The organism is Pustulibacterium marinum, assembly GCF_900116665.1.
GTDB lineage: Bacteria > Bacteroidota > Bacteroidia > Flavobacteriales > Flavobacteriaceae > Pustulibacterium > Pustulibacterium marinum.
Genome location: NZ_FPBK01000002.1, coordinates 54360 through 79509 on the forward strand (window position 1 = coordinate 54360; position 25150 = coordinate 79509).

Sequence of the window (25150 nt, forward strand, 5' to 3'; positions counted from 1 at the left end):
AAATGCGACAAAAACAGTAACAAATGCGACAAAAACAGTAACAAATGCGACAAAAATAGTAACAAATGCGACAAAAATAGTAACAAATGTACTGTGTGTAATTTGTAAAACTCTAATATTCAGTAGTGTAAAAGTAATGATTGTGGTGGGTGAAAAAGCAGATAACTCTTGTATAACCAGGTAAAAAGACCTGAGAAGAGAACTGCTGTACAATCAATTAAAATTCAATTTTTTAAAAAAACAGTAACATGAAAAGAAAAGTACGAATTTCATATGCTTATATGAAAGACAGCCAGCTAAATGTATTTGCAGGAGAAGTAATTACCAAACTCACCGGAAATACCAATTTTACGTTCGATGCGGGGGTGTTAGAAGCCTTAACGGCTGCTTCGGTAGCCTACAGAGAAAGTTTGGAAGCCGCTACAGGTGGTGGAATGGCCTATACGGCAGAGAAAAACATAGCTCGCGCTACGTTGTTGGTAGCCTTACGAAAAGTAGCTCAGATAGTTAACTATCAAGCAGATGGTGATGAAGCTAAATTGCTAAATTGTGGATTTATTTTAATACGAATCCCTACAGAAGTAGTATTGCCAGCACCAATTAATTTTAGTGTAGTTGCGGGCCCCGAAGGAGCCGATTTAATTTTACGAATGAAAGCCAACAAAGATGCCAAGTCGTACCTTTTTTTCGTCGGCCCGTCAGAAACCCCGGTAGTAACAGCTAAACTTCAACAACACAGCAGCAGTAGCTGCACGTTGCATATTACAGGTTTAGAACCGGGCGTTAAGTATGCCTGTCGGGCCGCCTATTTGGGTAGCAGTAAAAGCAAACTAAAATACTCTAGCATACAGTTTGCCTGTACCACACCAGTACCTTAAAAATAGTGACATTACTTTTGTTTTTTGCCAGCCAAAAGTGTTGTATACATTAGCCGCAACACTTTTGGTTTATTACAAAAAAGAAACTTTTTGCACCTACCGTAGGTATGTTCCCAACTGTTAAAGCTTTTTGTTTATACAAAAGGCTTTTATTTTGGTAGCTACCATAGAATAGTATTTACTATTATTGTATAAAAAAGTTGTATATTGGTGCTGATATAAATGAGTTAGGTTACATTAGAAAATATGAAAGAAGAAATAGACCCAAATAAAATTATCGCAGAGTTTTTAAACCTAAAAGTTAATGATTTAACTAAAATTGGGGAAAGCATAATTAAAGGAACTAAAGAAAAAGTAAAAATTACGCTAAAGACTGGATACGAAAAATTCTTAGCAGAATCATTTACTAGATATGGGAAATCTAAGACATTCTTTCATAGAGATTCTAATGTAAACTTAAGCACTTTTTATGTTCCATTAAGTCTAAGATGCAATGATGTCTTAATAAAATCTGCAAATATTAAAGCATTACTTGATGCTAATAAAAATATTATAATTTCTGGAACTGGAGGAGCAGGTAAATCAATTATGCTTAAGCATCTATTTGTAAATTCACTTTTCGCTAAAAAACAGATTCCCGTTTTTATTGAATTACGCGACCTAAACTCTAAAGGTTTTGATTTAAAGGAATTTATTAATTATACTTTTGATTCTTTTGGTTTAGAGATTGAAAAAAGTTTTTTGCAAAAATCTTTAAATAAAGGTCAATATATATTCTTCTTGGATGGATTAGATGAAGTTTTCCCAGAAAAAAGAGAATCACTTTTAAAGGAAATTGACAATTTAACAAAAGCCTATAGTGGTTGTAGTATAGTTTTATCAACTAGACCAGATTTAAATGTTTCAGAATTAACCACATTTTCAATTTTTAATGTCGAGCCTTTAACCTTAGAAAAAAGTATTGAATTAATTAATAAACTACCTGCTGACAAGACAATTAAAGCAAAATTTATCTCAGATTTACAAGATAATTTATTTGAAAAACATAAATCTTTCCTTTCCAATCCTTTACTGCTATCAATAATGCTTATAACTTATGGTTACAGTGCTGATATACCAAATAAACTAAGTGTATTTTATAACCAAGCTTTTGAAGCATTATTTCAAAGACATGATGCTCTTAAGGGAGCCTTCAATAGAAAAAGAGAAACAGAATTAGATATACAAGAGTTCTCTAAAATTCTATCTATTTTTTGTGTATTAACTTATGAGCAACGTAAATTCAAATTTACTAGAATTGAAGCCCTCGAATTTATTGACCAAGCAAAAGAATTATCTTGTTACGAATTCAATTCATCAAAATATTTAACAGATTTACTTCAATCAGTTTGTCTGTTAGTAGAAGATGGACTTTTTATCTATTTTACTCATCGTTCTTTTCAGGAGTATTTCACTGCAAAATTCATAGTAGAATCTCAAACCGAAATAAAAACAACATTATTAAAAAAATATCAAGCAAATATAAGGGAAGATAATGTTTACAAATTGGTTCATGAGTTAGACCCTGACTTTATGGAATTTGAAATTATTATACCGTTCATAAATGATTTATTTAATGAAATTAAGCTTAAAAAAAATATTGGTATTTCACATTATGTAAGGTTTATCAGAATAATGTGGGAGAAATTCGAATTCAGAAATGGCAAATTAATTGGTACAGTAAAAAACGGGATTATCAACGAAATGGTCTATTTTATAATTTTTAATATTAAAAATGGAAAAAAATCCAAATCTTTATTGGCAGGGGAATCTGAATGGATAACAGATAATAAGGACGCTACTAAAGAAGGTAAAGAAAGGCTAGTCTTTTTAACTGAAAACTTAAAAACATCTGATATAGCAACATTAGAGTTCTATAAGAGTAGTCGGTTCTTCTCAAAAGGAATGTTAGAATCTTTAAATTTTGCAAAAAAGTCTATCGAGTTGAGAAAAAAGAATCATTCTTCTAAATTATTTGACTTATTATTAAAAGAAAAAACGTAGCCTAACACCGGTAGCTGTTGCACAACTCCTTGGTAAAAGTTGGGGGTTGGTTTCTACAAGTCGCTTTTGAGCGACTTTTTTGTTTTTAGCGTTAGTTGATTTTCTAGTTTTGCGGAAGGCTTACAAGGGGTTTATGGACTTTTAGGAAGGCTTTTATGGCCATTGTAAGTAGACGTGTGTTTCCCTGATTACTATGTGCCTTTTTGGTGGTGTATTTAAGGTATTTTTTAAGATTATAGGCAATGGCGGCCATGAGCATGCATTTGTTGGCTTGCTGTATGCCCAAGGTATTCACTTTGGCGAGCCCCATAAATTGGGTAAGAATGCCAAAAACAGGTTCTACGGTGCTAGAGCGTTTGGCTTTCATGTAGCGGCCTTGTTTGTAATTCCTTTTCTGAATAAAAAAACATACAAAGCTTTAACTGTTTTATTCCTTGTGATATGTATTCCCATTGTGTTTTTTCAATTTAATCCCATAGATACGTCTACATTTCCAAATGATGTAAAGGTGCTCAAGGTACAAGGATCATATCAACAAGTAGTAAGAGAGCAACAAAATATGAAAACTTTAATGGAGGAAAGAGATACAGTTTGGGTAGAAGATCGATTTATTTTTAGACGTATACTCAAATAAAACACTTTATATAGGTTTTATCTTACTTTTTGTGTAAATTTATGGGTAAAGTTTTATAAATCTTCTTAAACTTAAATTTATGAGTAAGCATTATGCGTATGCGGTGTGTTTGGTATTCATCTCCATTTTTATATGGTTTGGTTGCGAAGAACCCAAAAAGACAAGTGAAACAGATATGGAAGTAAGCGAACCTACAGCTATAAATTGATTTCATTATTTGAACAAAAATATGGAGTAATTAAACTCGCCAAATGTGATTACAATACAGAATTAAGCTCCTTTAAATATAAGTGTCCTAAGGTTAAAAAAGAACTTACTGAAAAATTTAAAAGTGAATTTATTCTCAATTTACGAAATGAGAAATTAGTGAATGAAATTAAAACATCGAGTGATTCAAAAATATTGGTTGTATATGGTGCTGGACATCTGAAAGGAATCAAAGAATTAATTAAAAAATAAAAAGCAGCACTCACAATAAAGATGTTAGCCAATGCATAACTCTTTGGTAAAAGTTATTCTTATCAGAAAACAACGGGTAACAATGTTTATATTTATTTAGATATAACGAGTTAGCAAACATAAAACCAGTCAATGATAATACTTGAACCAACAGTAGTATTTGAACCATGGGGTTGCTTAGGTGAAGAAGTTCATGGTATAATTGGTACAAATGAATAGTATGAGTGTTGAGATAATTTTTGGTAACACTTGAATTGAACCAGTATATTCCGGGTCTTGGTTTATACCTCTTGATAAAATTAACAAACCTGAGGTTTAAAAAAAAATCACTCATAGACTAGCTTTGATCTAGTGTACAGGAGAGTGCAGAGAAACCTCCACAAAACCCTAAGCAAAAGGTTGTAGGGAATGTTTGCATAACACAATTAAAACCCTATGAACATTAAAATCTACTCGTAAAGAAGTCTCCATTGTCATTTTTTTTTGTAACAAATATTGCTTCGCTATACTTACCCGGTATAATCAAAAACAATCAAAAAAATGAAGAGTTTAAAACATTGGATTACCGCTTGTATTGTATGTATTCCTGCCGTCTTTTTTGGACAAGAGAAAAATACTATAAAAAATTCTGTTCTTTGGAAGATAGAACATCCAAATTTAGAAAAACCATCTTATCTTTTGGGAACTATGCATATGATGTGTGAAGATGATTTTATCATTCCAGAAAAAGTATTAAAAACCCTAAATAATATTGATGATTTGGTACTGGAAGTAAATCTTTCTAACCCTAAAGAAATGGAGGCACTTCAAAAGGAAATGACTCATGCAAACAAGATTTCTGAAGATTTAACCGATGAGCAGTTTGCAAGGCTGGATACGCTTATCCAAAAAATTATGGGTGTTCCTTTAAAAAACTTTGATTCATATGGTATTTCAACACTTTACAGTATGATGGCAAGCAAGATGCTACCTTGCCATAAAATTAAATCAATAGAAATGGAATTGGTTAAAATTGCTACCGAAAATAACACCAATATTGTTTCGCTTGAAAGTGTATCAGAACAATTTGCCTATGTAAAAAAAGCGTATCCTGTAATGGAAAGTTACCGGCTTATATTTTTGTTTGAAACCTATAAAAAAGATTTCAATAAAGCCATTGAAGCGTATTTGGAAGAGAATATTACCATGACAGTGGGTTTAATTGCTCAAGAAAAATATATGAATGCCAATTCAACCAAGTACATGTTGCATGTTCGAAATGAAAACTGGGTTCATAAGATGCCCGAAATGATGCAAGAAAAAAGTAATTTGTTTGCTGTAGGAACTGCACATCTAACAGGTGAAAAAGGGCTTATTCAATTATTAAGACAAAAGGGGTATAACGTAACCCCAATACTGTAAAATATGATGAAAATAACCGAAAAAGAATTTTTAGATAAAATAAACGCTCACAAAGGTATTATATATAAGGTTTCAAGAATGTATTTTGATGAACCTGAAGATCGTGAAGATTTATTTCAGGAAATTATATTCCAACTCTGGAAGTCTGTAGATTCTTTTAAAGGCAACAGTCAGTTTTCATCTTGGATGTACCGTGTAGCATTAAATACTGCCATCGTTTTTTATAAAAAGCAGAGAAAACGAATAGGTACAACAGCTGATTTAAAAACAGAACCCGTAGCACCAAAAGATTATGATGGTGTTAAAGACAAACAACTCGGTTACTTTTATAAAGCCATAAGACAATTAGATAAAATAGATAAAGCATTAATACTGCTATATATAGAAGGATATTCGGGAAAAGAAATAGCTGAGACTTTAGGACTTTCCGAGACAAACACAAGAGTCAAAACCAATAGAGTAAAAAAACAATTAAAAGAAATTATTAAAACAGAAGGATATGAATTTTGAAGACATAAAACAACAAATGAATAGCCAAAATATGGATGACCAAGTAATACCCAACCATATAAGCGAACTAAAGAAAACACAACTTCCTATTCAAAAAATAAGAAGAAATATAAAAACCGAACTCTTAACACAAATAGTGATTATTCTACTTTTATTTATGACACCAGGGTTTATTGAAATGAATCCAGTTGCAAGAGGAATCTATTTTATTCTCATTTTTATTACTTCCCTCATTACAATTATCTATTTGCTTAAAATTAATAGTTTTATAAAGCAAACCTCAAACCTATCCTTTGCTGTAAAGGATGTTTTGGTAACAACTTTATATCAATTAAAATTAACATTAGAAGTGTATAAGACTGCTGTAATATCAGGAAGTTTATTGCTTCCAGCAGTTGGCTTTATTTTGATTAAAGGACGAAATAGCATTGATGAATCAGCCTTTCTAAACATCATAACGTTCAATATTTCCTTTGAAAAAATTATTTTTTACATCATTGGGTATTTAGTAACAGCAATTGCTATATACATTGTAACCAATTGGTGGGTAGACAATTTATACGGAAAATATATAAATGACCTTGAAAATATTTTAGAAAAACTTGAATACTGAAAAAGCACAACCTACAACAAGGTACTGGCCGTTGTACAACTCCAATTACGATATCAAAAGTGAATTTCCCAGATCTTGACAAATGTTTTGAGTATTGCTCATCAATGTGTTATTTTTATGATAGTCGTAGTTTTTGATGAAATTGAAGTATATTGGAATTGAAAAATAGGCCCAGCGTATAACAACAATCGCTAAAGCATAAAAGTAGGTGATTTTAGCTATCTTAGTTTCTAATCAATCCGCAACTAATTGTTAAACAAGACCGTTAGGCTTCATTTTGAAAATCGAACGCTGGAAAAAAAACAAAAGAAAGTTGAACAGAAAACATTTATTAATAATAACTGGGATTTTCACTTTCGGACTCCTGTTTTATTACCTTGTTTGGTCTATTTCTCCAGGAAGTTACGCGAAAGCGGAAACCTATGAATTAAACATTCCTGAAGATACTCTTATCGAAATTATAAATGATGTAAAATCTGAAAATAATTTACAAACAAATAGTTTTGTTGATCATCAAAATAGACATTGGTACTCAATCTATTTTGAGTATCAAGATAAAAATCAAATAATTCACACATTGACAAGGGCCAAAAATAAAACAACAACAACATTTTATTTTTCAGGTTATAAAAATAAAACAGACATAGGAAATTGGATCAATGCAAATGAATACTTTCTATGGTGGAAAAACTCAAAAGAAAAAAAGGAGTTTGAAAAAAGAATATTAAAAAAAATTGAAAAAAAACTAAAATTAAAGAACCAAAAAGAGGAAAAAAAGTGACGCAAAAAGAGTTTGACGCTATTGAATTGAAAAAAATGAAGTCGTTAAACGAAAATCAAAATTACTAAATACTTCTGTCAACAGAGGTAACGGTTTCCAGATATAAACAAAAAAGAGACTATATAAATTTTAAGTAAGGAAAAAAGTTTTATTTGTCTAGAGCATAAACAGGTAGATTGTATATTTTTATGCTTATATAACAAGTTACCCTAACGTTAACAATTTTACAATATTAAAAAGGAATAAAAATTGACTAAATTTTATCAATCAACTAAATATCTTTGGATAGTATCAAGAATACTTTTAATCATATTGTTTTCTGCTGCAATTTCAAATAGAATTAAAGAGACTACCATGTCCGATATCATTGTGAGCTCTGTTTTTATCATGGTCATATTTTTATTGATTGTATTGGCTATAATGGGATTTTTAAAAAAGAAAGCTCATTATGTACTGCATTTTATGGTTGGGATTTTGATAACTCTTTTCGGAATATTATGCAGTTATTTATTGTTAACATTTGGCGAAACTAAATATGCTGTCCATATCAAAATGGGATTTCAATTGGCGCCATTATGGATAGTACTTTACGGGATTTATGAAATAACGAACGGAATTAATTCATTGAAAATTAAACAGGATTGAATATTTGTGCAATAACGAGAACCGTTGCACAACTCTCAAATAACCACAATAGATTAATGATACAAGTCGCTCCCTGAGCGACTTTGTTTTTACAGTAGTAGCGTGGGGAGTGTAAAAGTTGTATATTGTATAGCATATTTACAGGTATGAAAAAAATAGTTACATTCCTCATGATACTGCTGGGGTTGCATCAAATGCATGCACAAAAAATAGATATCAAAGATTTTAATGAAAAAGCTGAAATTGCTGATTGGCTATTACGATATGATTTAGCAGCTTGGTATTCTACGGATGCTCTGGTGGCAAAAGGAGAAGAGGAAATGAGCGGCATTGGAAGAGAATGGTTCTGTTTTCAAGATACTACCAATATATGGCATGCCGTTTACGGAAAATATGAACATGGCCAATATGATCAGGTTTTTCATTTTAAGGTAAAGTCTAAAGAAGAAGTAATAGAAACTGATGAACAGATTGATACCACTTTTTTAAACAAATATGGGAAAGCTTTATCCAGAGCTTTTAAGGAAATGAAGCCTATAAGTGATGCAGCCGGAATTCGTTTCAATCATTATATAAGAGAAAATAAGGATGGGAATTTAGAAGTATTTATATTTCCTGGTTTTCAACCTAATGGAACAGCAGTGTATGGTGGAGAGTTTATTTATGAAATATCTCCTGATGACGAAATTATAAAAGATAATAGCTACTATCAAGGGCAGTTTTTAGGGTTTAAAACAGATCCACCAAGGGAAATATGGTTAAATTATAGAGAAAAAGAAAAACCTACCTTAGGAGGTGTGTTCTTTGCCTGGTATTACAAAGATTATTTCACTAAGATTTATATTGATAATAAAGAGAGTGTTTCGACACCTTTTAATGATAATGGTAATTATACTTGGATTCATGTAGAAAAAGATCTTAAAGCCGAGGCAAAAAAAAGAAAGCAAGACGCACGAGAAGAAAAGCGAAAGAAGATATAGTATAGTTTATAAAAGTTGTATTTTGGTCTTGGTATGAAAGCGCAATAATTTTAATGAACAGAAAACAATACATAGCTACAAGAGCTTTATTTGATGAAGATGACCTAACTATTGTAGGAATACTTTGGGATGATGAAAACCTTTCGAATGTAGAAAAACTGAATTTAAGTTTTGACTTTTTTGAACGTAGTCCTGAATACGGAATTTGTTCTGAATTGAACATGTACTTCTCAGAATTGACTTCCGAAGAGAAAAATACACTCTTAGACTACTATAAAAAATATCTCAAATCTGATAAACCAGAACATAAAAAGCAAATAAAGTATTCGCTTTGGGTTGATTTCTTTGAAGACCCACAAACAGTTGCTGAAACTTGGAATAGCTTAATAGGAGATTGTAAAGACGAGCACATTTTAAGAGAGTTATTATCGGTTTCTGGTCCTGTTCCATTTGATAAAAAAGACGAATTATATCTGAAGCTGATTAAAGATAAAACAAATCATGAAGCAATTTTAGATAGTTTAGTAGGAAGCTTTTTTGATGTTTATGGCGATATAAATATGCAAAGAGCCAGGGTTATTCTACCTACTTTGAAAATTGATAAAACCTCTGAAAAGTATATAAAACTGAATAAAAAATTAAAAGAGTTTCAAAGCAAAGAGGAATATTGGAAGTCTTTAGAAGGGAAAGGTAATTAACAATAGGTGTAGTATGATTTCTTGTTAATCGCTTAATCTATACATTATACAAGTAACTTAGTAGCGGTTTTGTAGTCTTTGTGGTTCATTTTTATTAGTAGTTTGTTAGATTAAGTATTGTTTAGTTAATGCCAATACAAAACAACGTTTGTCCTTTAGTAACGGGTGGAGTGCCAATTTTGTACAAAATAGTTCCGGTAGCGGTTGCATGTACTTTACCCAATTCGTTACCAAAAATATCTTTCACAATTCCCAGCAGTGTTCCTTTGGTAACAATGTCGCCTGCTTTGTAATCACTATAAAAAAGGCCTTGCATAGGCACAGGTATATAAGCCTGATTGGTAAAGTAGTTTTTAGCTATGTTTATTTTTGGGGTTGCTTTTTGATACATGTTCATGTAGTTGAGCATGCGATGTACCGCATTGGTAATTGTGCTAATTTCTTCCGGGTTCACGTTTCCTAATTTTCCCATTTCTATGCTTAATGCGGGTATTCCTTGTTGCACTGCTTGTTTAAAAGCATACTCGGCAGGTTGGTCTGCTGCTAAGTGGTATGGATACGATACTATATTTTCAAAACCACTCACATCACATAGTTGCGCAGCCAGTTGGGTTTGTGCTGTAAAATGTGTGTTGTTGTAATAACAAATAAATGGTAACAGGTCTTCGTTAGCATCTCCGGCATGCATATCTAACACCACATCAGAAATTGGATAGATATGTTGCTTAATGTAATCTGCCAGTACTTCTGTGATGCTTCCATTAGAACTTCCGGGAAATTCCCTATTCAGGTTTTTATGATCTAGCGGATTGTAAAAAGGAGTGCGTTGGTAAAAGGCGGCTGTGTTGGCTAACGGAATTATAATAAGGTTTCCCTTTGTACACGGTCTGTAGGTACTTTATAGTCGGCATAGTCTCTCACTGTAATGCGTGCTCTGTAAAACCAATTCTCTTTTCTAGCGGTTATTCCGGTAGAAATTCCAAGCAAACTGTTATTACTTTCTCCCAGTAGGTTTATGTTGCCTTTAAAACTGTGCGGCAAGGGTACGTTGGGTGGCGTAATGGCTACCACACCGGCAATGGCATCTGAACCATACAGCAAAGAAGCCGGACCTTTAATCACATTGATATGCTCAATACCATACTGATCAATTTCCAAACCATGATCGGCACCCCATTGTTGTGCTTCGTGTTTAATACCGTTTTCTACGACACTAACACGGTTAAATCCTAAACCTCTGATCACAGGCTTCGATTGTCCCGAACCAATATTGATAGTACTTACACCTGGAATTTTACTAAGGGTTTGCATTAAACTATTTTCTCTATTTTCCTCTAAATAAGTTTTAGTGATGGCGGTAGACATCATAGGAGTCTCGGTATTCATAGTGGTGCTTTGTGCCGTGACTTCTACTGCTGAAAGTGCAGTGTTCTTAGGCAACAATACAATACGTATAGGCTTTTGAAGCTCTTGATTAGAAAGCGCAACATGTTGCGTTTCGTAGCTCATGTGCGAAACATGTAAGGTTAGTTTTGCAGTAGCCTCCACAGTAAGGGTAAAGTTTCCTGCTACATTACTCACAGCGTAGTCATTTTTGTAAATCACAGTACCGTTCTCAATAGGAGATTGGTTTGTAGCATCGATGAGCGTTCCTGTAATTTGCACCGATTCTTGTGCATATACAGTGGCACATTGGAATACAATTCCAATGATCAGATATAAATATCTCATACAACAATAGGGTTGAGTATATGGCGCTATATAAAAGTTATTGCAGTTATATAGCGTTAACGAGTGTTAGTATTACACTTGGATATTTGTTTTTTTAGTAGAGAAAATCAAATAAAATACTTGTAGAACAGTACAGTTTAGATAGATTTCTCCCGGAAAAAATAAGTGTGAAATAGCTAATTATGCTATGTAAGGAGGGGGGAGGCTAAAGAGATAGCGTTGAAAAAAACAAGCAACCGTTTTTGGCTGGTAGTGGTTTACCTGATTTTCTTTTGTGTGGTTTGGAGGAATGCTAAGTGTATCATTTATAAATGCTTTTTCGGCAATCACAGGAGCCTGCTGGTCTAGCATTACAAAGTCACAGATGGCACATTCTACATCATCTTCACCATCGTTGAAATTAGTGTAGTGTTCTAAAGCATGCAACCCAGATAGCTTGATACTTAAAAGAAGTACCAGAAATGTGTAGGAAATAATATGCTTTACTTTTTGATGCAAGAGTGCTTTGTTTTGTATTGAAGTAGCAAATGTATTCAAAAAAAATAAAAACGCAACATAGTTGCAAAATATTCATCTGTTATAAAAAGGATAGATTTTGTAAATTTGTCATTATGATATCTTTATAATTAATATGGCTCTCACAAGAAATACAAAAGCACAGGAAGAAGTTTTAAAATTAATGCAGGAAACACCACATACCCTTACGGTAGATGAGATTTGTGAAAAAATTCCTTTACAGGTAAACAAAACAACCGTATATAGAATGTTAGAACGTTTTGTGGCTGCTGGTAAGGTACATTTTATTACCAGTTCTGATGGTAAAGCGCATTATGCCTTATGTACTTCTTGTAAACACCAACATACATTGCACAACCACATTCATTTTCAATGTACAGCATGTGGTACCGTAGATTGTTTGCCAGATAAGGTTGAAATTCCGGTATTACCAGGATATCAAATGAAAGAAACCCAATTTTTGATCATTGGAATCTGTACTAAATGTGCAGCAGTAGGTAAAGAATAATATAAAGTAATTACCAGTGCTAACCATTAAATTAGGTAAAAGAAGATTATGGAGTACTGTAGGTATGCAAGACTCACTATATGATTTATGAAATTGAATTTCTTTTACATGGCAAATACTTCTAAAGAGTTCATCTTCCACCTTCATAATACCCGGCAGCTTTGGTAAGTCGTCTTTTCATGTTGCGGCGAAGCATCTTGGGCGCTAGCACTTCTAAATAATCACCAAACCCAAGTAGCATACGTTCCAGCTCAAAGTTGAGGTGAACCCGCATGATGAACGTAATACTGCCATCAGCATGCTTTTCATAGACTTCCTGAGAAGCATGAAAGGGTTTGGTAAGCACATAAGGCGCATTGCTACGGTCTACTTTGAAAATTACTTTGGAAGGTCTAAATTTCTCCATCACAGTAACGCCAATGGTATGTTGGTAATAGGCATCTACATCAAAGGTTGCCGGAATATACGCTGCGCCAAAATCATAATCAATGCCCAGAATTCTATCCAAAGCAAAAGTGATGATTTTTGGTTTTTCTGTAGTACGACCAATAACAAACCAGCGGTTGTTATATTCTTTTAGAAAATGCGCATGAAAAATAACCTCCTGTGGTTGATAGGCTTTAAACGATTGGTACATCAGTTTGATGACTACCTGTTTTAAAATAGCCTGATACAATTCATTCAACCATTCCAATCCTTTTAGGTTGTCATTTTTGTCTAAATGAATAATAGGGTTTTTGTGATGCTGTTCGGTATAGATCTTATCTTCCAATTTGTTGATAATACCCTTAAAATCGGCAAACAAAGAGAAATCCTGAAACTGTTTTAGCATGTTCATGGTTTCTGTAAGTATCCCCATATCGGTTTCGGTCAAAGGAATATCGGTAATAGAATATTCAGGATCGGCATAGCGGTAAAACTTTCGGTCGTATACTTCAATAGGCGCATTGTAGCCCAATTTATCACTGCGCATTACCTGAATATCCATTTGCAGCGTGCGCTTGCTTACATTCACACTACGTCCTTCAAACTCATACAAGGCATCGCTACAGGCTTCCATTAAACTAGCAAGTGTCCAGTCTCTATAATGGTTTTGCAGGCATTTATCAATGGTTTTGTAGCGTATCAAAGCATTTTTAGTAACCGCCATAAAGTAAATTTTCGTACTAAAATACAGGAAAAAATAAACTACGCAAAAAGGTTGCGCACTTGTGTTGCAATCTTTGTATGTAGTTAAACAATGGGTTTGTAGCAGCTACATTAATTAGTAGTGCTCCGTTGCACGGGGAGGTAACGGAGCTTGATTAAAAATTAAAAAACAATTGAACTATGGAAGCATATACACACATCAACGGACATCATTTAAAAGCGATGGGTTTTCCACCGGGAAAATGGTATCGGGAAGCGTTGGAGCATATCAACAAACACCAACTTTCGGTGCCGGAAATGTTAGCGTATTTAGAGCAATTCCGTTTGCCTGATGCTATTGGTTTGCACGAAACACCCATGCCATACGCTGTACATTTAGATACTGAAAATGATTTGGAAGCCGAAAACTTGCAAAAGGTAACCGATTCTATGGAGGTGTTGATGCGAACGCCAACTTTGACCAAAGGAGCTGTAATGCCCGATGCTTGTCCGGCTGGTCCAAACGGAACGATTCCGGTAGGTGGAGTAGTGGCCGCAACCAATGCCTTACATCCGGGAATGCATAGTGCAGATATTTGTTGTTCGGTGATGTTAACCGATTTCGGAATGATACCACCGAAAGATGTTTTAGATGCGGCGCATGCCCATACACATTTTGGTCCGGGAGGACGTCCGCGTGGAGCACAGTTTTCGATGCCGGAAGATTTGTTGGCCGATTTTAAAGAAAATGACTTTTTATGTGATGAGAAGTCCTTGTCAATAGCACAAGAACATTTGGGAACTCAAGGAGATGGAAACCACTTTTTGTTTGTAGGTACTTCTGCCAAAACAGGACATACCATGCTGGTAACTCACCACGGTTCTAGAGGTCCGGGAGCGCGCTTGTACCACAAAGGAATGGCCGTTGCCGAACGTTTTAGACAAGTGTTATCGCCTGCGACCTCGAAGCACAATGCGTGGATTCCTTTTGATACAGAAGAAGGAAAAGATTATTGGGAGGCGTTGCAATTGATTCGTAGATGGACCAAACTAAATCATGAATTGATTCATGACCATACTGCGGCTGCTTTGGAAGCTACTGTAAAAGATAGGTATTGGAATGAGCATAACTTTGTGTTTAGAGACGGAGATACTTTTTACCATGCCAAAGGTGCAACTCCTTTAGCGGCTAAGTTTGTACCCGATAGTACGGGACCACGTTTGATTCCTTTGAATATGGCAGAGCCAGTATTGATTGTTTCCGGAACAACCACTAAGACAAATATGGGCTTTGCACCGCATGGTGCCGGACGTAATATGAGCAGATCGCAACACAAGCGTACTATGGGAGGAGAAACCGATGTGGAAATCTTTGCTAGAGAAACCGAAGGGTTAGATGTACGTTTCTATAGCAAAGAAATTGATATCTCAGAATTGCCAAGTGCTTACAAACCTGCTGCTACTGTGCGTGCACAAATGGAGCACTATGGTTTGGGTACTGTGATAGATGAGGTGTTGCCGTATGGCTGTATCATGGCGGGCGACGTAGCTAAAAATGCTCCGTGGCGAAAGAGACGTCGTAAAAAAGGTAAGAATTCATAACAGCGTTCCCAGAGCATGGGAACGTTTTTTATGGGCTTATATTTTGTGATAAGTAGGTGCGATTTGTAATGCCAAATATGTGTTAAGCCTTATTCCGTAACAAAACTTTCATCGCTTAGGGTATGCATAAAAGCAAGTAGGTCTTCTTTTTCTTGCGTGGTAAGCGCAATGCGGTTGTTGTTATTTTTTAGGATGGGGTCTAAATTATCGGCTGCTATGACTCCGGTATCAAAATAGTCTAATACCTCCATTAGAGTTTCAAACTGACCAAAACTACCATAAGGAGCGGTGTAGGCTACATTGCGTAACGATGGCACTCTAAAGCTCATATATTCATTCATATCTCCGGTGACACGGGCTCTTCCGGCTTCGTCTACACTTGGGTTTATAGGAAAACCAACGTTTCTAAAACTTTGATCGGTAAACAATTCGGAGCTGTGGCAACTGGCACATTTCTGCTGGAAAGTGGCATAACCATTTGCTTCACTTTCGGTAAAGCTAGCCCCTTCGTTGCGCATCACGGCATCGTAGGTACTGTTGGCAGAGACTAAAGTGTATTCGTACTGCGCAATACTTTGATAGATTCTTTCGGGAGTGATCTCATCATCGCCAAAGGCATTCCGAAACAATTCAGTATACGTATCGTCACCATCGATTTTTGAGATGACTTCCAAAATAGACGAATCCATTTCTTCGTGGGTGATAATAGGCACCAAAGGTTGATTTTCTAACTGCAATCGGCTGCCATCCCAATTGTAAAAATTCATAAACGCCAGGTTCTGTATCGCCGGAACATTGCGTAAACCTACTCGGCCTTCCACACCAATTCCTTGTGCGTTATGATCGGCAAAGGCATTGCTTGGTATGTGGCAACTGGCACAGGCAATAGAATTATCGGTGCTTAATCGGGTATCAAAAAACAACTGTTTTCCCAATTCCACGCCGTATTGTGTTGGCATATTATTGTACACCGCATTGTTGGGTTCTGGAAAATTAGCCGGAATAGTAAAACCTATTTCCGGATTTTCAATAGGAATCATTTCCGTAGTGGTATCACTACAAGACGCAAGTGTGATGGTTACAGCCAAAAGCATGCAATATTTTACCATAATCTAGAGGTGTTAAGAAAGTCGCTCATAGCCATACTACAGGCGACTTTGCTTAAAATAATTAGTTGGTTACACTTTCTATAGTAAACATTCCATGCGTATCGGTAGTACCGTCACCTCCCAGATTGTCTACAAATTGCTCCATACTCGCTGCGGTATGAATATTAGGCGTTGCGTTGTCTTCGCCCAGGGTAATGGTGTTGGTAGCGCCGCTTAACAGTTTGTCAAAATCTGCTTTAATGGTAATGGTAGGCGCACTGTTTCCTACAATAGCAGCGGTAGTAAGATCCAAAGTAATGGTTCTGTAGGCATCCACTCCTTGCGTATAAGTATCTTCTTCATCTTGTGTGCCTTCTACAGTACTTCCGGTATGTACCGAAAGCGTTTCATTTTCCGATCCGTAAAAGCCTTCAATTTTAGTAAAGCGATATCCGGTTCCCCATTCCCACATCATTTCGGTATCGTTGGCACCAGCTAAGGCGTAGAAGTTAGGGTTGCTTACTTCGTCTAAAGTGTTCAAATCGCTACGCACGCCTAAACCAAACTGAATTTGCGTATAGGTTGCCGCCGGAATGGTATTGAGTACATAGGTAAGGGTAGTTGCATCAGCTAAATTCACTACCGTAGCCCCGTTATCTAAATCGTTGATGTTGTATGGAAATTCAGTACCGTCTGCTTCTACCAACACAATATTGCTAATTACATATTTGGCTTCCGCAAAGTGGTGTATTTGTCCGGCTTCCGACGTATTCACTGTTGCCGACGCATCTGTAGCATCTCCCAACACAATGGTTTCGTCTCCAAAGGTATTATGAAAAGCCAGCGTTACATTGTTGGCTACGGGCGTACCGTCATCATTGCTACAAGAGAACAAAGCGGTTGTAGTTGCGGCTACGAATAGAAGTTTTTTTAAATTTTTCATGTGTATAATTAAATGTGTTATTGTTATTAAAAATTGATTTGTAATGCGGTAAATAGATTCCTACCCATTCTGGGAATGTTGCCCCAATCTGCGTACGTACTGTAGTATTGGTTCAGTACATTTTCGGCTCCTAGTTGTACAGTGGTTTCAAAATGATAGAGTTTGAAGGTGTAATCTGCCGACAGATTCCAAATAGCGTAGGCGGGAGTTAAATCTTCTCCATAAGCCGGACTATAATGTTCTTGTGCCAGATCTCCGTTGAAAGTGGTTTGCAGTCCGAATTGTTGATACTGATATTGCAAAGAAGTTTGATAGCTCAACGGACGAATAAAAGGCAAGTTACCGCCTTCGTTATCCATACCTCTTGCGTAGGTAAGCATTCCTTTCCACTGCAAATTTTTGGTGATGAAGTAACCCGCATCCAACGAAAAATTGAACAAGGTAGCATAGGCTAACGACGTATAACCTTTTACACCCACCGATTGGTAGTTCATAGGACTTCCCATGTTCAGGATTTTACCAATAATGTAGTTGTCTATGTAAAAGTAATTGGCTTTGGCTTTCAGACTCAACTTGTCATTTTGGAAGCCTGCACTAGCATTGACTTCATACGAGATTTCGTTTTTTAGATTCGGATTTCCTACATAGTCATAGCGATCAAAGCTGTTGTAAATGTAATAGCCATATCCTTCCGAAACCGAAGGCGCTCTGTGTCCGTATCCGCCACCTATAGCCACATCAAATTGTTGTATGCTTTGGTGATAAGTAGCATACAAGCTAGGCAACCAGCGTGTTTTTTCCTGAGGCGCTCCCGGATGAAAAATCCAGTTGAAATCAATGTACTTTGAATAGTTGTAATTGATACCCAAGGCGCCACCAAACTGCAATTCACTTTGTGCAGATAACTCCAGCGTATTGTTTGTTGAAAGTCCGGCAAAGCGCGTAGTTACCCACGGCCAGCTATAGGCAAACATGGTACGTTCACTGCGGTCTTGCGGATACATACGCATTTCGGCAATGGACAGATTATCATAGGCGTTCAACTGCATTTCCGAATGCCAATTTCCTTTCATCAGATGGGCTTTCGAAACCAATCCGTAGGTAGTACTCCAGCCCGGCATGTCCATATGCACCAGATTTTCGGGTCGGGTGGTATCATCCATATAATGCTCAATGGCGTTGAAATAGATTTTGGTATCCCAGGCACGCAGCCAACCTTCCTGATACAATTGTTTGAAAGTTGCTGAGGTAATCAAAGCTCGAGAAAGCCATAAATCCATGGGTAGCGCCGGATAGCCTACATCATTTGCCTGATCGAAAATAGCATCGACACGTAACGAAGAGAGTTTTCCTGTTTTATGCGCCAATCCTACAGAAGCATTGAACTTTTCAAATTGCGAATGCGCTACTTCATTGGTATTTCCGTCGGAATAATTGTTCGCTTTTCGGTACGAAACACTTCCTTGTGCCACCCATTGTTGATCGGCATACGCAAGATTACCCTGATTGTAGAATTGCTGATTATTGAATTCGAAACCAGAGCGGTACGAACCGTTCCACTTGGGTTGCATACTAAAAGGCGTTGTTTTTCTTTTAAGATCTACACTGCCCGATACCGTAGCGCCATTGGCACTTCCTTGTTGACCCGAACTGATGTTCACGGCCGCCAAATTATTGCTTTCTACATAGGAAGTAATAGGATCCATTTTATCGGTACAAGCGCCAAAAACATGCATGCCATCAATGGTAATGGTAGCGCGTTCCGAACTCATATTATTCAACATGGGTTCCCAAGCATAGGCACCGCGTTTGATGAAACTAATATTGTCTGACGATGCTAAAAATTCATCCACAGAAATATTCATCTTCATCGCAGTAGCGATGCTTTTCTTCACCTTAGCAGTTACCTGAACAGCTTCCAATTGCTGAATGCTATCGGTAGTGGTTTCCTGATCTTGTGCGTTCATTACAAGAGACGCCAAAAGGAATAGGGGAGATAAGAGGTACTTCATCATTAAAATAGAATATCTATGTACAATTCACTTTTTTCTCCTTCCACACCCGGTGTAAAATCCGTAGGTACTTCGGTTCCTTTGATCACGTCACCCGCTGCATTCTGAAATATGAAATTCAGCGTCCAATTCCCGGTCATGGTATAATTCACCACCCCATAATACAAGCCATCGCCTTCCTGCGTTAGGTCTTCATTATTTGGGGAGGAGTGATTGCCCATATTGGGTTCGGGCATGCGCGGATCTAACAACAACGTTGCGCCTTCCACTTCACTAAACGAAAATTGAGAAGGATCGGGGAAATCTCCTCCGGCAGTCTCAGGTTCGTTGTATTGGTACACGCCGGCTATCAGTTCATTTTCTGCCACTGACGGACTTACCGGAGCTATGAGGGCAATGTAATATTGCACGCCATCGTTTCCTGTAAAAGACGTCATGTTTAAATTCAGGTTCTCTTGTTCGGCTACTTCAATAGGTTGTTCCAGATTGAAAGTTTCCCCAGCTACCGTAATGCTGAGGTACAACACCCAACTGGCATCGGTATCCGTTTCAACATCAAAAACCGAATAGCCTTCATAGTAGGCATCTGTTGTTTGGAAGGCAACCACCTCGCTATGCGGACAAGAATATGCCTCCGCATTGGTAGTAGTTCTAATGGGCAATAGTGTTACCGTTGCATTTGCAATAGCTTCTTGCGTTGCGGTTTCAGTTATTTCAAAATGAAGTTCGTTATAGCCTTTGTAAAACGTACCGCCCAAAGCGTTTACACGTATTTGGTAACCGTTGCTGTTGATGCTAAAAGCTTCTTCAAACTCCGTTGTTTCCGGAATAGCCGTGGACAGCTCTGCTTCGTAATCTGTTTTGCTGAGTGTGCACGATGTGATGACCATACCAAAGAGTATCGCCATCGTCCAATGGATCATTTTCATGATTCAGTAATTTTAAAACGTTATGTATACACCACCATGGCAATACAGCGCATTGAAAAAATACGTAGCAAAGCCACAGTAATTTGTAGGATATGAATGCTTGCTAGGAGACCAAAGCACTCATAAATAGGTTTTAAAATACTAGGATAGGAGGTCGCAATAGGCGTGAATGGCTTGTGTATGCGTATAGAGTATCTTTGTACTCTAAAGTTTGTTGCGATTGTTCCGTAGCTATAAACAGGTTGAAATAAGAAGTGATCACTTCACAGAATTCAACAGTTGTATTGATGGGAATCTGTTTCTTTTCTCTACGTTCTTTTTCAGCCTCTTGTGCTTTGGCTATTTGTTTGGCCAAATAACATTTTCCGTCACAATGCAGTTCTGGTTTGTCTTTGTTAACGCACAGTTCATTTTTAATATAATCATAGAACACTATGTATTCCAGCACCGGAATAATAGGTTTTAGGAGCATATATAATGCACATATGATTATAAGTCTTTTCATGCGATACAATGTAGAAGCATACACGTACAGGTTGTTGTAAGGTCTACAAAACCAATGGGTGCTGCTTCGCATAGCGGCATAGCTACAGTAGCTGTAGTACACCGTAATTTTAAAAATGGATTTCTGTAACGATTCAGTTTATGAAAGGGCATACGTATCTGTTATAGCCATACCAATGCCTACCAAACCAAACTTGTACAAGCAGGGTGTAGTAGCCAAGGGATTGCAAGGCCTTTATATGATACAGTATACGTAGTTACGCAATAGGAGGTCTTAAAAGATGATTGCTAAACGTAAACGCATAGCTATTGGGTTGTAAAAGAGCTATGCTATGTTTGGGCGTGGCAAAGAAATGCGCACGCGGAATACTTATAATTTCCTGAAGACACAAAGGCGTTAACAACGAATCGAGTCTGGTTGTGGGAAGTTCTTTTTTAGAATTGGTATCTGAGTTTTCAGCCACCATTTTGGTTAAATGACACTTACCGTTGCAGTGCATTTGTGGTTTGTCTTTGTTGATGCACAGTACGGTAGCAATATAGTCATAGTTCACCGCATACTCCACAAAAGGAGCGATAGGCTTTACGGTGTGCACTAGAAATACAATGGCTACTAATAACTGTCTCAACATGTAAACAAAAAAGATGCTGCAAAAGTACATAAAAGAACCTTATTTATGATGCTTTTGTAGTGTAACCCAAGTCACATTCACTGTTAAAATTATAGAGTAGAAAGAACTGAAGTAGTTCAAAATACACATAGACAACCTTGGTTTTTAAGTGCTTTGGAGGGGGTGTTTAAGGTACAGATTCTGGAGATTTAGTCAATAGCAGTTCGCCAAACCATTGTGCAAATTTGTGCAATTTTGTGCATGTTTGTAGGAATTAATACCTAATTAAGGCATATTGTCCCATTATGTTGCCATTGATACCTCATTATACCAAAAGCTACCAAAGCATACCAAATGTTACATTTTCGTAAAACAACCCGGGGCATTTGTTGCAGTGTTGTTGCAGTAAACCGTGACTTTCCTTTACGAAAACGCCATTTTACCAAGGAAGACTGGAACAAAACTGGGAGGAAACCCCTTGGGAGGTGGCTGTGGATGGGGTAGATGGAAGCAGTATGTATTTATTTGTAGGAAAAAGTAGAGGTATAAATTTAATATCGTATAAAAAGTTGTATTTTGGTGGGGGTATAAAATATTTTGAGAAAAGTTGAAATTGAAGTAATTTAAGTCGGTTCTAATACTTATAAAGAAGAACATAGCAAACATTCAAAATGACACGATTTACTTTCATAGCACTGATTTTGATTCTGATACTTAGTTGTACAGAACATACGAAGTCAACACCCACTCAAACAGAAGCAACTTCCAAAATTGATTCAATAGACAGTACACCTCAGACAATATTAGACAACGTTGAAATCGATACAATTCTAGAAAGAAATAATCCTAAATCTCTTGACCTTACTAAACACCAGATTTTTATAGACACAACAAGAAGTTCCGAATTTCATGAAAGGATAAGAAATTGGGAACAATCAGAGTTGGACAAACAAGCAATTGAATTATATTTAAGTGAGATAAATAAAGATTTTCAGCCCAAAGAAATAAACTTAAAAGGGTTTCCTTCTCATTTCATAACACTTAGAAAACTTAATAATCAATTTGTACTTTATGATAGATGTGATGGAGTTGACCCGAGGTTTAAAATAAGTGATACAGCTTTCATATCTTATGGACCATTGGAATTGGGCGTGGAATCCATTTCTAAACTGATTTCATTAACAAGCAATTCAATAGAGCTCGAACTAAGAACCTATCAATCAAAATCAAACAACCAAAAATCCAGACTGAAAATTGAAAAGATTGAAGATTTTATTTATAAAATGACTTATGCATATCAGACATATAACAGCATTGAATACTTGACTACAGTTAATGGAATAGAGAACTTTGATTTAGTGGTGAATAACTGTACCACAATGAAAATGCTGGAATTTGATGGTTTTGATAAAGATGAAGAACAAAAAAAAATGCTAACAAAAGCTAAAATTCAGGCTGGATTTAGGCTCATGTAAGACCGAAATAAACACTTTGGTAAAAATTATAGAAGTACATAAATTTTCTATATTTATGCCTTTACTCTAGCATTGTGTTGAGTTTTTGGTCTAACGAATGAATATCATACTGTACAGGTGGTATTCAAAAATTACGCAGATAGCATTGACAATTAATCATATAACTGAAGAAAGCATTGGTGACTTATTAGTGAATATTCCTGCAGGAAACGTAGATTTACGAGATGACCGTATTAAAGTAACTTGGTCCGAGACAATTCCTGCCTTTAAGCTTTCAAAATATCCTATAACTCAAGGATTGTATAAAACCATCATGGGAAACAATCCTTCCAATTTTAAAGGAGATCAATTGCCTGTGGAATCGGTTTCTTGGGTAGAAGCAGTACAATTTTGTAATGCCTTATCTCAACATCTGAACAGAGTCCCTTGTTATAAAATAGATGTGCATACAGAAAGCGTGGAGTACAACAGTACAGCCAATGGATTTAGATTACCTTCAGAGGCAGAATGGCAATACGCTTGTCAATCAGGTACAAGAGATATTCGTTACGGAGATCTGGATGAGGTAGCCTGGTATAAGAAGAATTCAGCAAATCAACTTCAGGAAGTAGGGCAAAAGCAGCCCAATGAATGGGGTCTCTATGATATGTTGGGAAATGTTTGGGAATGGTGTTCAGATATTTATGATGAATCTATTTATGGAAGTTACCGTATTTTTCGAGGAGGTGGATGGAATGATGAAGAACGTAGCGTAATGGCCACTACCCGCAGAAGAAGTCATCCTTTTTCATTTAAAATAGATGATTTAGGGTTTAGAATAGCAACATGTGAATAATCGATTATAATAAATATTGTGAGTACCATTTTTATCATTTTAGCTCTTTGCATGGTCTGTTTTGCATTGAGAATTTAGGAATGAAATTTTTATAAGGTAAGTGTATCTCATATTTATACGGTTATTATGATATTAAAACAAAAGGGATTCTAATAACGGAATCCCTTTTTTATGTGAAAGTTTGAAGTACTTATTTATATTTTTTCTAAGCCATCAAACGTTTCTTTTAATTTTGGATTCGATGGTCTTGGAGCACTAGCCGAAACAATATTTCCTTCTGTATCTATCAGTAAAAATCTTGGAATTGCGTTGATTCCATAGCTTTGAACAAATTCTGATTTCCAATCCTTATCAGCGAATAATTGAGTTCCGCCCAATTCTTCATCATCTACAAACTTTTTCCATTTGTCATGATCCGCTTGGGTATCAATAGAAATACTTACAAACTCTATATTCTTATTATGATATTCTTCTTCTACCTTTTTAAGAAAAGGAATTTCTCTTTTACAAGGTCCACACCAAGTAGCCCAAACGTCTACATACACATATTTTCCTTTTAAATCTGCCAACGAAGTGGTTCCACCATCGTGGTTTTCATAAGTAAACGTTGGTGATGGCGCTCCAGGAGCTAATTTTTCAACCAAATCGTATGCTTTGGTAAGTTCTTCTTTAAAGTCCTCATCTTTGGAGATTTTCATGAACTCATCGTAGTAGAATTTTGATTTTTCAGCATCTTCCGGACTAATTTCTCTAGCCATTGCACTCATTAAAATAGCTTGTACAGCCGGGCTTTTCTTTTCTTTGATAAGCGCCACAGCCTTTGTTGGTACAGAGTCTGGCATGGTCATGTAAAGTGGACCAATTTCTTTTCTGAAATCATTCAAAACAATAGTGCTATACGAATTGTATTTTTTGGCATCAAACTCGTTATCAAGGTCCACTTCTATGATATTTGCATTGAAATCATCAGATGGACTGTAACTCATGTTTCCAGAGAAATATCCATGGTATTGTGGATAGTTAAGTAAATGCACATAACGCTCGTACATTAAATTCTTTTTCTCTAGCTCTTTAAAATCTTCAGATGCTTTGGATAGTTCCAAGTCATTCTCCAACTTTGTTTTTAAGCTATCTAATTTTCCAACAAACTCTTTTTCTTCCAAAGAATAAAAGTCTTTCATGTTAGAAGTTATTTTTTCATCGGTGATGTATTTTTGAGCCAGGTAATTGTTTTCTTCGGCTCCCTCACCTGTATAAGTAATACTTTCGTCAAACTGATTTGTGTCAATAGAAAGATTGATGTCTTCACCATTTTTCAAATAGAATGTAGAAGTCTCTTGTCCTATTTTAAAAGTGTAATATCCAGGTTCTTCAATATGAAGCGTATCGGTAAAAGTACCATCTTCTTTAATCTGAAATTCTTCAGAAAGTTGATGTCCGCCTACAAAGCCTTTTTCTGAATTTGGGTTGGTTACAGTTCCAGAAAAAACAAGGTAATCTTTAGGTTTGGTAGTTTCATTTTGGCATCCTACAAGTACTGCAGCAGCCAAGAAATAATGAAGTTTTTTCATTTTTGGTGTTTTTTTCAGTAATGAATTTATATTGTTGATAATTTGAATACGAAAT

General features: G+C 36.0%; 28 protein-coding genes. 16 read left to right on the plus strand and 12 right to left on the minus strand.

The window, feature by feature from the left end; translation table 11 throughout:
* The 3 genes from BM383_RS18920 to BM383_RS04720 all read left to right on the plus strand — a co-directional run.
* Window positions 1-184, plus strand: a 184-nt coding sequence (locus BM383_RS18920; RefSeq protein WP_218157911.1) for a hypothetical protein, incomplete at its 5' end; no start/stop codon positions are given.
* 64 nt (window positions 185-248) lie between these two features.
* A complete protein-coding gene (locus BM383_RS04715) occupies window positions 249-878 on the plus strand; it encodes a hypothetical protein (protein WP_093023540.1) in 630 nt (209 codons plus the stop codon).
* A gap of 246 nt (window positions 879-1124) precedes the next feature.
* On the plus strand, window positions 1125-2921 hold the full coding sequence (locus BM383_RS04720) for an NACHT domain-containing protein (RefSeq protein ID WP_093023542.1): 1797 nt from the start codon (window positions 1125-1127) through the stop codon (window positions 2919-2921).
* A gap of 103 nt (window positions 2922-3024) precedes the next feature.
* Here the strand turns inward: BM383_RS04720 and BM383_RS18980 are convergent, their stop codons facing one another.
* Window positions 3025-3321: a transposase gene (locus tag BM383_RS18980; RefSeq protein ID WP_262501693.1), complete on the minus strand. Its 297-nt coding sequence runs from the start codon at window positions 3319-3321 to the stop codon at window positions 3025-3027.
* A gap of 313 nt (window positions 3322-3634) precedes the next feature.
* Here BM383_RS18980 and BM383_RS19045 point away from each other — a divergent pair, with 313 nt between their 5' ends.
* The 9 genes from BM383_RS19045 to BM383_RS04775 all read left to right on the plus strand — a co-directional run bounded on the left by BM383_RS19045 (window position 3635) and on the right by BM383_RS04775 (window position 9642).
* Complete coding sequence (locus tag BM383_RS19045; protein ID WP_262501682.1) at window positions 3635-3763, plus strand: hypothetical protein; 129 nt, start codon at window positions 3635-3637, stop codon at window positions 3761-3763.
* Entirely contained in the window at window positions 3760-4014 is a 255-nt protein-coding gene (locus BM383_RS04735) for a hypothetical protein (RefSeq protein ID WP_093023546.1), read from the plus strand. Before BM383_RS19045 ends, BM383_RS04735 begins: the two co-directional genes overlap by 4 nt.
* A 540-nt stretch (window positions 4015-4554) precedes the next feature.
* Entirely contained in the window at window positions 4555-5415 is an 861-nt protein-coding gene (locus BM383_RS04740; protein ID WP_093023548.1) for a TraB/GumN family protein, read from the plus strand.
* Window positions 5416-5421: 6 nt separating this feature from the next.
* The gene (locus BM383_RS04745; RefSeq protein WP_093024056.1) at window positions 5422-5925 is read left to right on the plus strand and encodes an RNA polymerase sigma factor; all 504 of its coding nucleotides are present in this window, start codon (window positions 5422-5424) and stop codon (window positions 5923-5925) included.
* Window positions 5915-6538, plus strand: coding sequence for a hypothetical protein (locus BM383_RS04750; protein WP_093023550.1), 624 nt, complete (start codon window positions 5915-5917; stop codon window positions 6536-6538). The genes BM383_RS04745 and BM383_RS04750 overlap by 11 nt, the downstream gene beginning before the upstream one ends.
* Window positions 6539-6815: 277 nt before the next feature.
* A complete protein-coding gene (locus tag BM383_RS04755; RefSeq protein ID WP_093023552.1) occupies window positions 6816-7319 on the plus strand; it encodes a hypothetical protein in 504 nt (167 codons plus the stop codon).
* A gap of 354 nt (window positions 7320-7673) precedes the next feature.
* Window positions 7674-7964, plus strand: a complete 291-nt coding sequence (locus BM383_RS04760; RefSeq protein ID WP_143106340.1) for a hypothetical protein — start codon at window positions 7674-7676, stop codon at window positions 7962-7964.
* 146 nt (window positions 7965-8110) lie between these two features.
* Window positions 8111-8944 (plus strand): hypothetical protein, encoded by an 834-nt coding sequence (locus BM383_RS04770; protein ID WP_143106341.1) that lies wholly within the window; start codon window positions 8111-8113, stop codon window positions 8942-8944.
* Between the two features lie 53 nt (window positions 8945-8997).
* On the plus strand, window positions 8998-9642 hold the full coding sequence (locus BM383_RS04775) for a hypothetical protein (protein WP_093023560.1): 645 nt from the start codon (window positions 8998-9000) through the stop codon (window positions 9640-9642).
* Between the two features lie 121 nt (window positions 9643-9763).
* On the opposite strand, the gene BM383_RS04780 is transcribed toward BM383_RS04775, so the two are convergent.
* The 3 genes from BM383_RS04780 to BM383_RS04790 form a co-directional block, all read right to left on the minus strand.
* Window positions 9764-10507 (minus strand): succinylglutamate desuccinylase/aspartoacylase family protein, encoded by a 744-nt coding sequence (locus tag BM383_RS04780; RefSeq protein ID WP_093023562.1) that lies wholly within the window; start codon window positions 10505-10507, stop codon window positions 9764-9766.
* On the minus strand, window positions 10501-11373 hold the full coding sequence (locus tag BM383_RS04785) for a TonB-dependent receptor plug domain-containing protein (protein WP_245766525.1): 873 nt from the start codon (window positions 11371-11373) through the stop codon (window positions 10501-10503). The genes BM383_RS04780 and BM383_RS04785 overlap by 7 nt, the downstream gene beginning before the upstream one ends.
* 180 nt (window positions 11374-11553) lie before the next feature.
* Window positions 11554-11871, minus strand: coding sequence for a hypothetical protein (locus tag BM383_RS04790; protein ID WP_143106342.1), 318 nt, complete (start codon window positions 11869-11871; stop codon window positions 11554-11556).
* Between the two features lie 133 nt (window positions 11872-12004).
* Here BM383_RS04790 and BM383_RS04795 point away from each other — a divergent pair, with 133 nt between their 5' ends.
* Entirely contained in the window at window positions 12005-12397 is a 393-nt protein-coding gene (locus BM383_RS04795) for a Fur family transcriptional regulator (RefSeq protein WP_093023566.1), read from the plus strand.
* A gap of 130 nt (window positions 12398-12527) precedes the next feature.
* On the opposite strand, the gene BM383_RS04800 is transcribed toward BM383_RS04795, so the two are convergent.
* Entirely contained in the window at window positions 12528-13547 is a 1020-nt protein-coding gene (locus BM383_RS04800) for a helix-turn-helix transcriptional regulator (protein WP_093023568.1), read from the minus strand.
* 179 nt (window positions 13548-13726) lie between these two features.
* Between BM383_RS04800 and BM383_RS04805 the strand changes: the two genes are divergently transcribed.
* Window positions 13727-15127: an RtcB family protein gene (locus BM383_RS04805; protein WP_093023570.1), complete on the plus strand. Its 1401-nt coding sequence runs from the start codon at window positions 13727-13729 to the stop codon at window positions 15125-15127.
* Between the two features lie 89 nt (window positions 15128-15216).
* On the opposite strand, the gene BM383_RS04810 is transcribed toward BM383_RS04805, so the two are convergent.
* From BM383_RS04810 to BM383_RS04835, 6 genes are all read right to left on the minus strand, one after another.
* Entirely contained in the window at window positions 15217-16236 is a 1020-nt protein-coding gene (locus BM383_RS04810) for a cytochrome-c peroxidase (protein WP_093023572.1), read from the minus strand.
* Between the two features lie 61 nt (window positions 16237-16297).
* The gene (locus BM383_RS04815; RefSeq protein WP_093023574.1) at window positions 16298-17158 is read right to left on the minus strand and encodes an MbnP family protein; all 861 of its coding nucleotides are present in this window, start codon (window positions 17156-17158) and stop codon (window positions 16298-16300) included.
* Between the two features lie 26 nt (window positions 17159-17184).
* Entirely contained in the window at window positions 17185-19170 is a 1986-nt protein-coding gene (locus BM383_RS04820; protein WP_093024060.1) for a TonB-dependent receptor plug domain-containing protein, read from the minus strand.
* A 2-nt stretch (window positions 19171-19172) separates the two neighbouring features.
* Complete coding sequence (locus BM383_RS04825; protein ID WP_093023576.1) at window positions 19173-20099, minus strand: hypothetical protein; 927 nt, start codon at window positions 20097-20099, stop codon at window positions 19173-19175.
* Window positions 20100-20232: 133 nt separating this feature from the next.
* On the minus strand, window positions 20233-20604 hold the full coding sequence (locus BM383_RS04830) for a hypothetical protein (RefSeq protein ID WP_093023578.1): 372 nt from the start codon (window positions 20602-20604) through the stop codon (window positions 20233-20235).
* A 256-nt stretch (window positions 20605-20860) separates the two neighbouring features.
* Complete coding sequence (locus BM383_RS04835) at window positions 20861-21232, minus strand: hypothetical protein (protein ID WP_177229064.1); 372 nt, start codon at window positions 21230-21232, stop codon at window positions 20861-20863.
* A 653-nt stretch (window positions 21233-21885) separates the two neighbouring features.
* Here BM383_RS04835 and BM383_RS04840 point away from each other — a divergent pair.
* Window positions 21886-22689, plus strand: coding sequence for a hypothetical protein (locus BM383_RS04840; RefSeq protein WP_093023582.1), 804 nt, complete (start codon window positions 21886-21888; stop codon window positions 22687-22689).
* Between the two features lie 97 nt (window positions 22690-22786).
* Window positions 22787-23524 (plus strand): formylglycine-generating enzyme family protein, encoded by a 738-nt coding sequence (locus BM383_RS04845; RefSeq protein ID WP_093023584.1) that lies wholly within the window; start codon window positions 22787-22789, stop codon window positions 23522-23524.
* A 194-nt stretch (window positions 23525-23718) separates the two neighbouring features.
* Here the strand turns inward: BM383_RS04845 and BM383_RS04850 are convergent, their stop codons facing one another.
* Entirely contained in the window at window positions 23719-25095 is a 1377-nt protein-coding gene (locus BM383_RS04850; protein WP_093023586.1) for a TlpA family protein disulfide reductase, read from the minus strand.
* Window positions 25096-25150 lie beyond the last annotated feature (55 nt).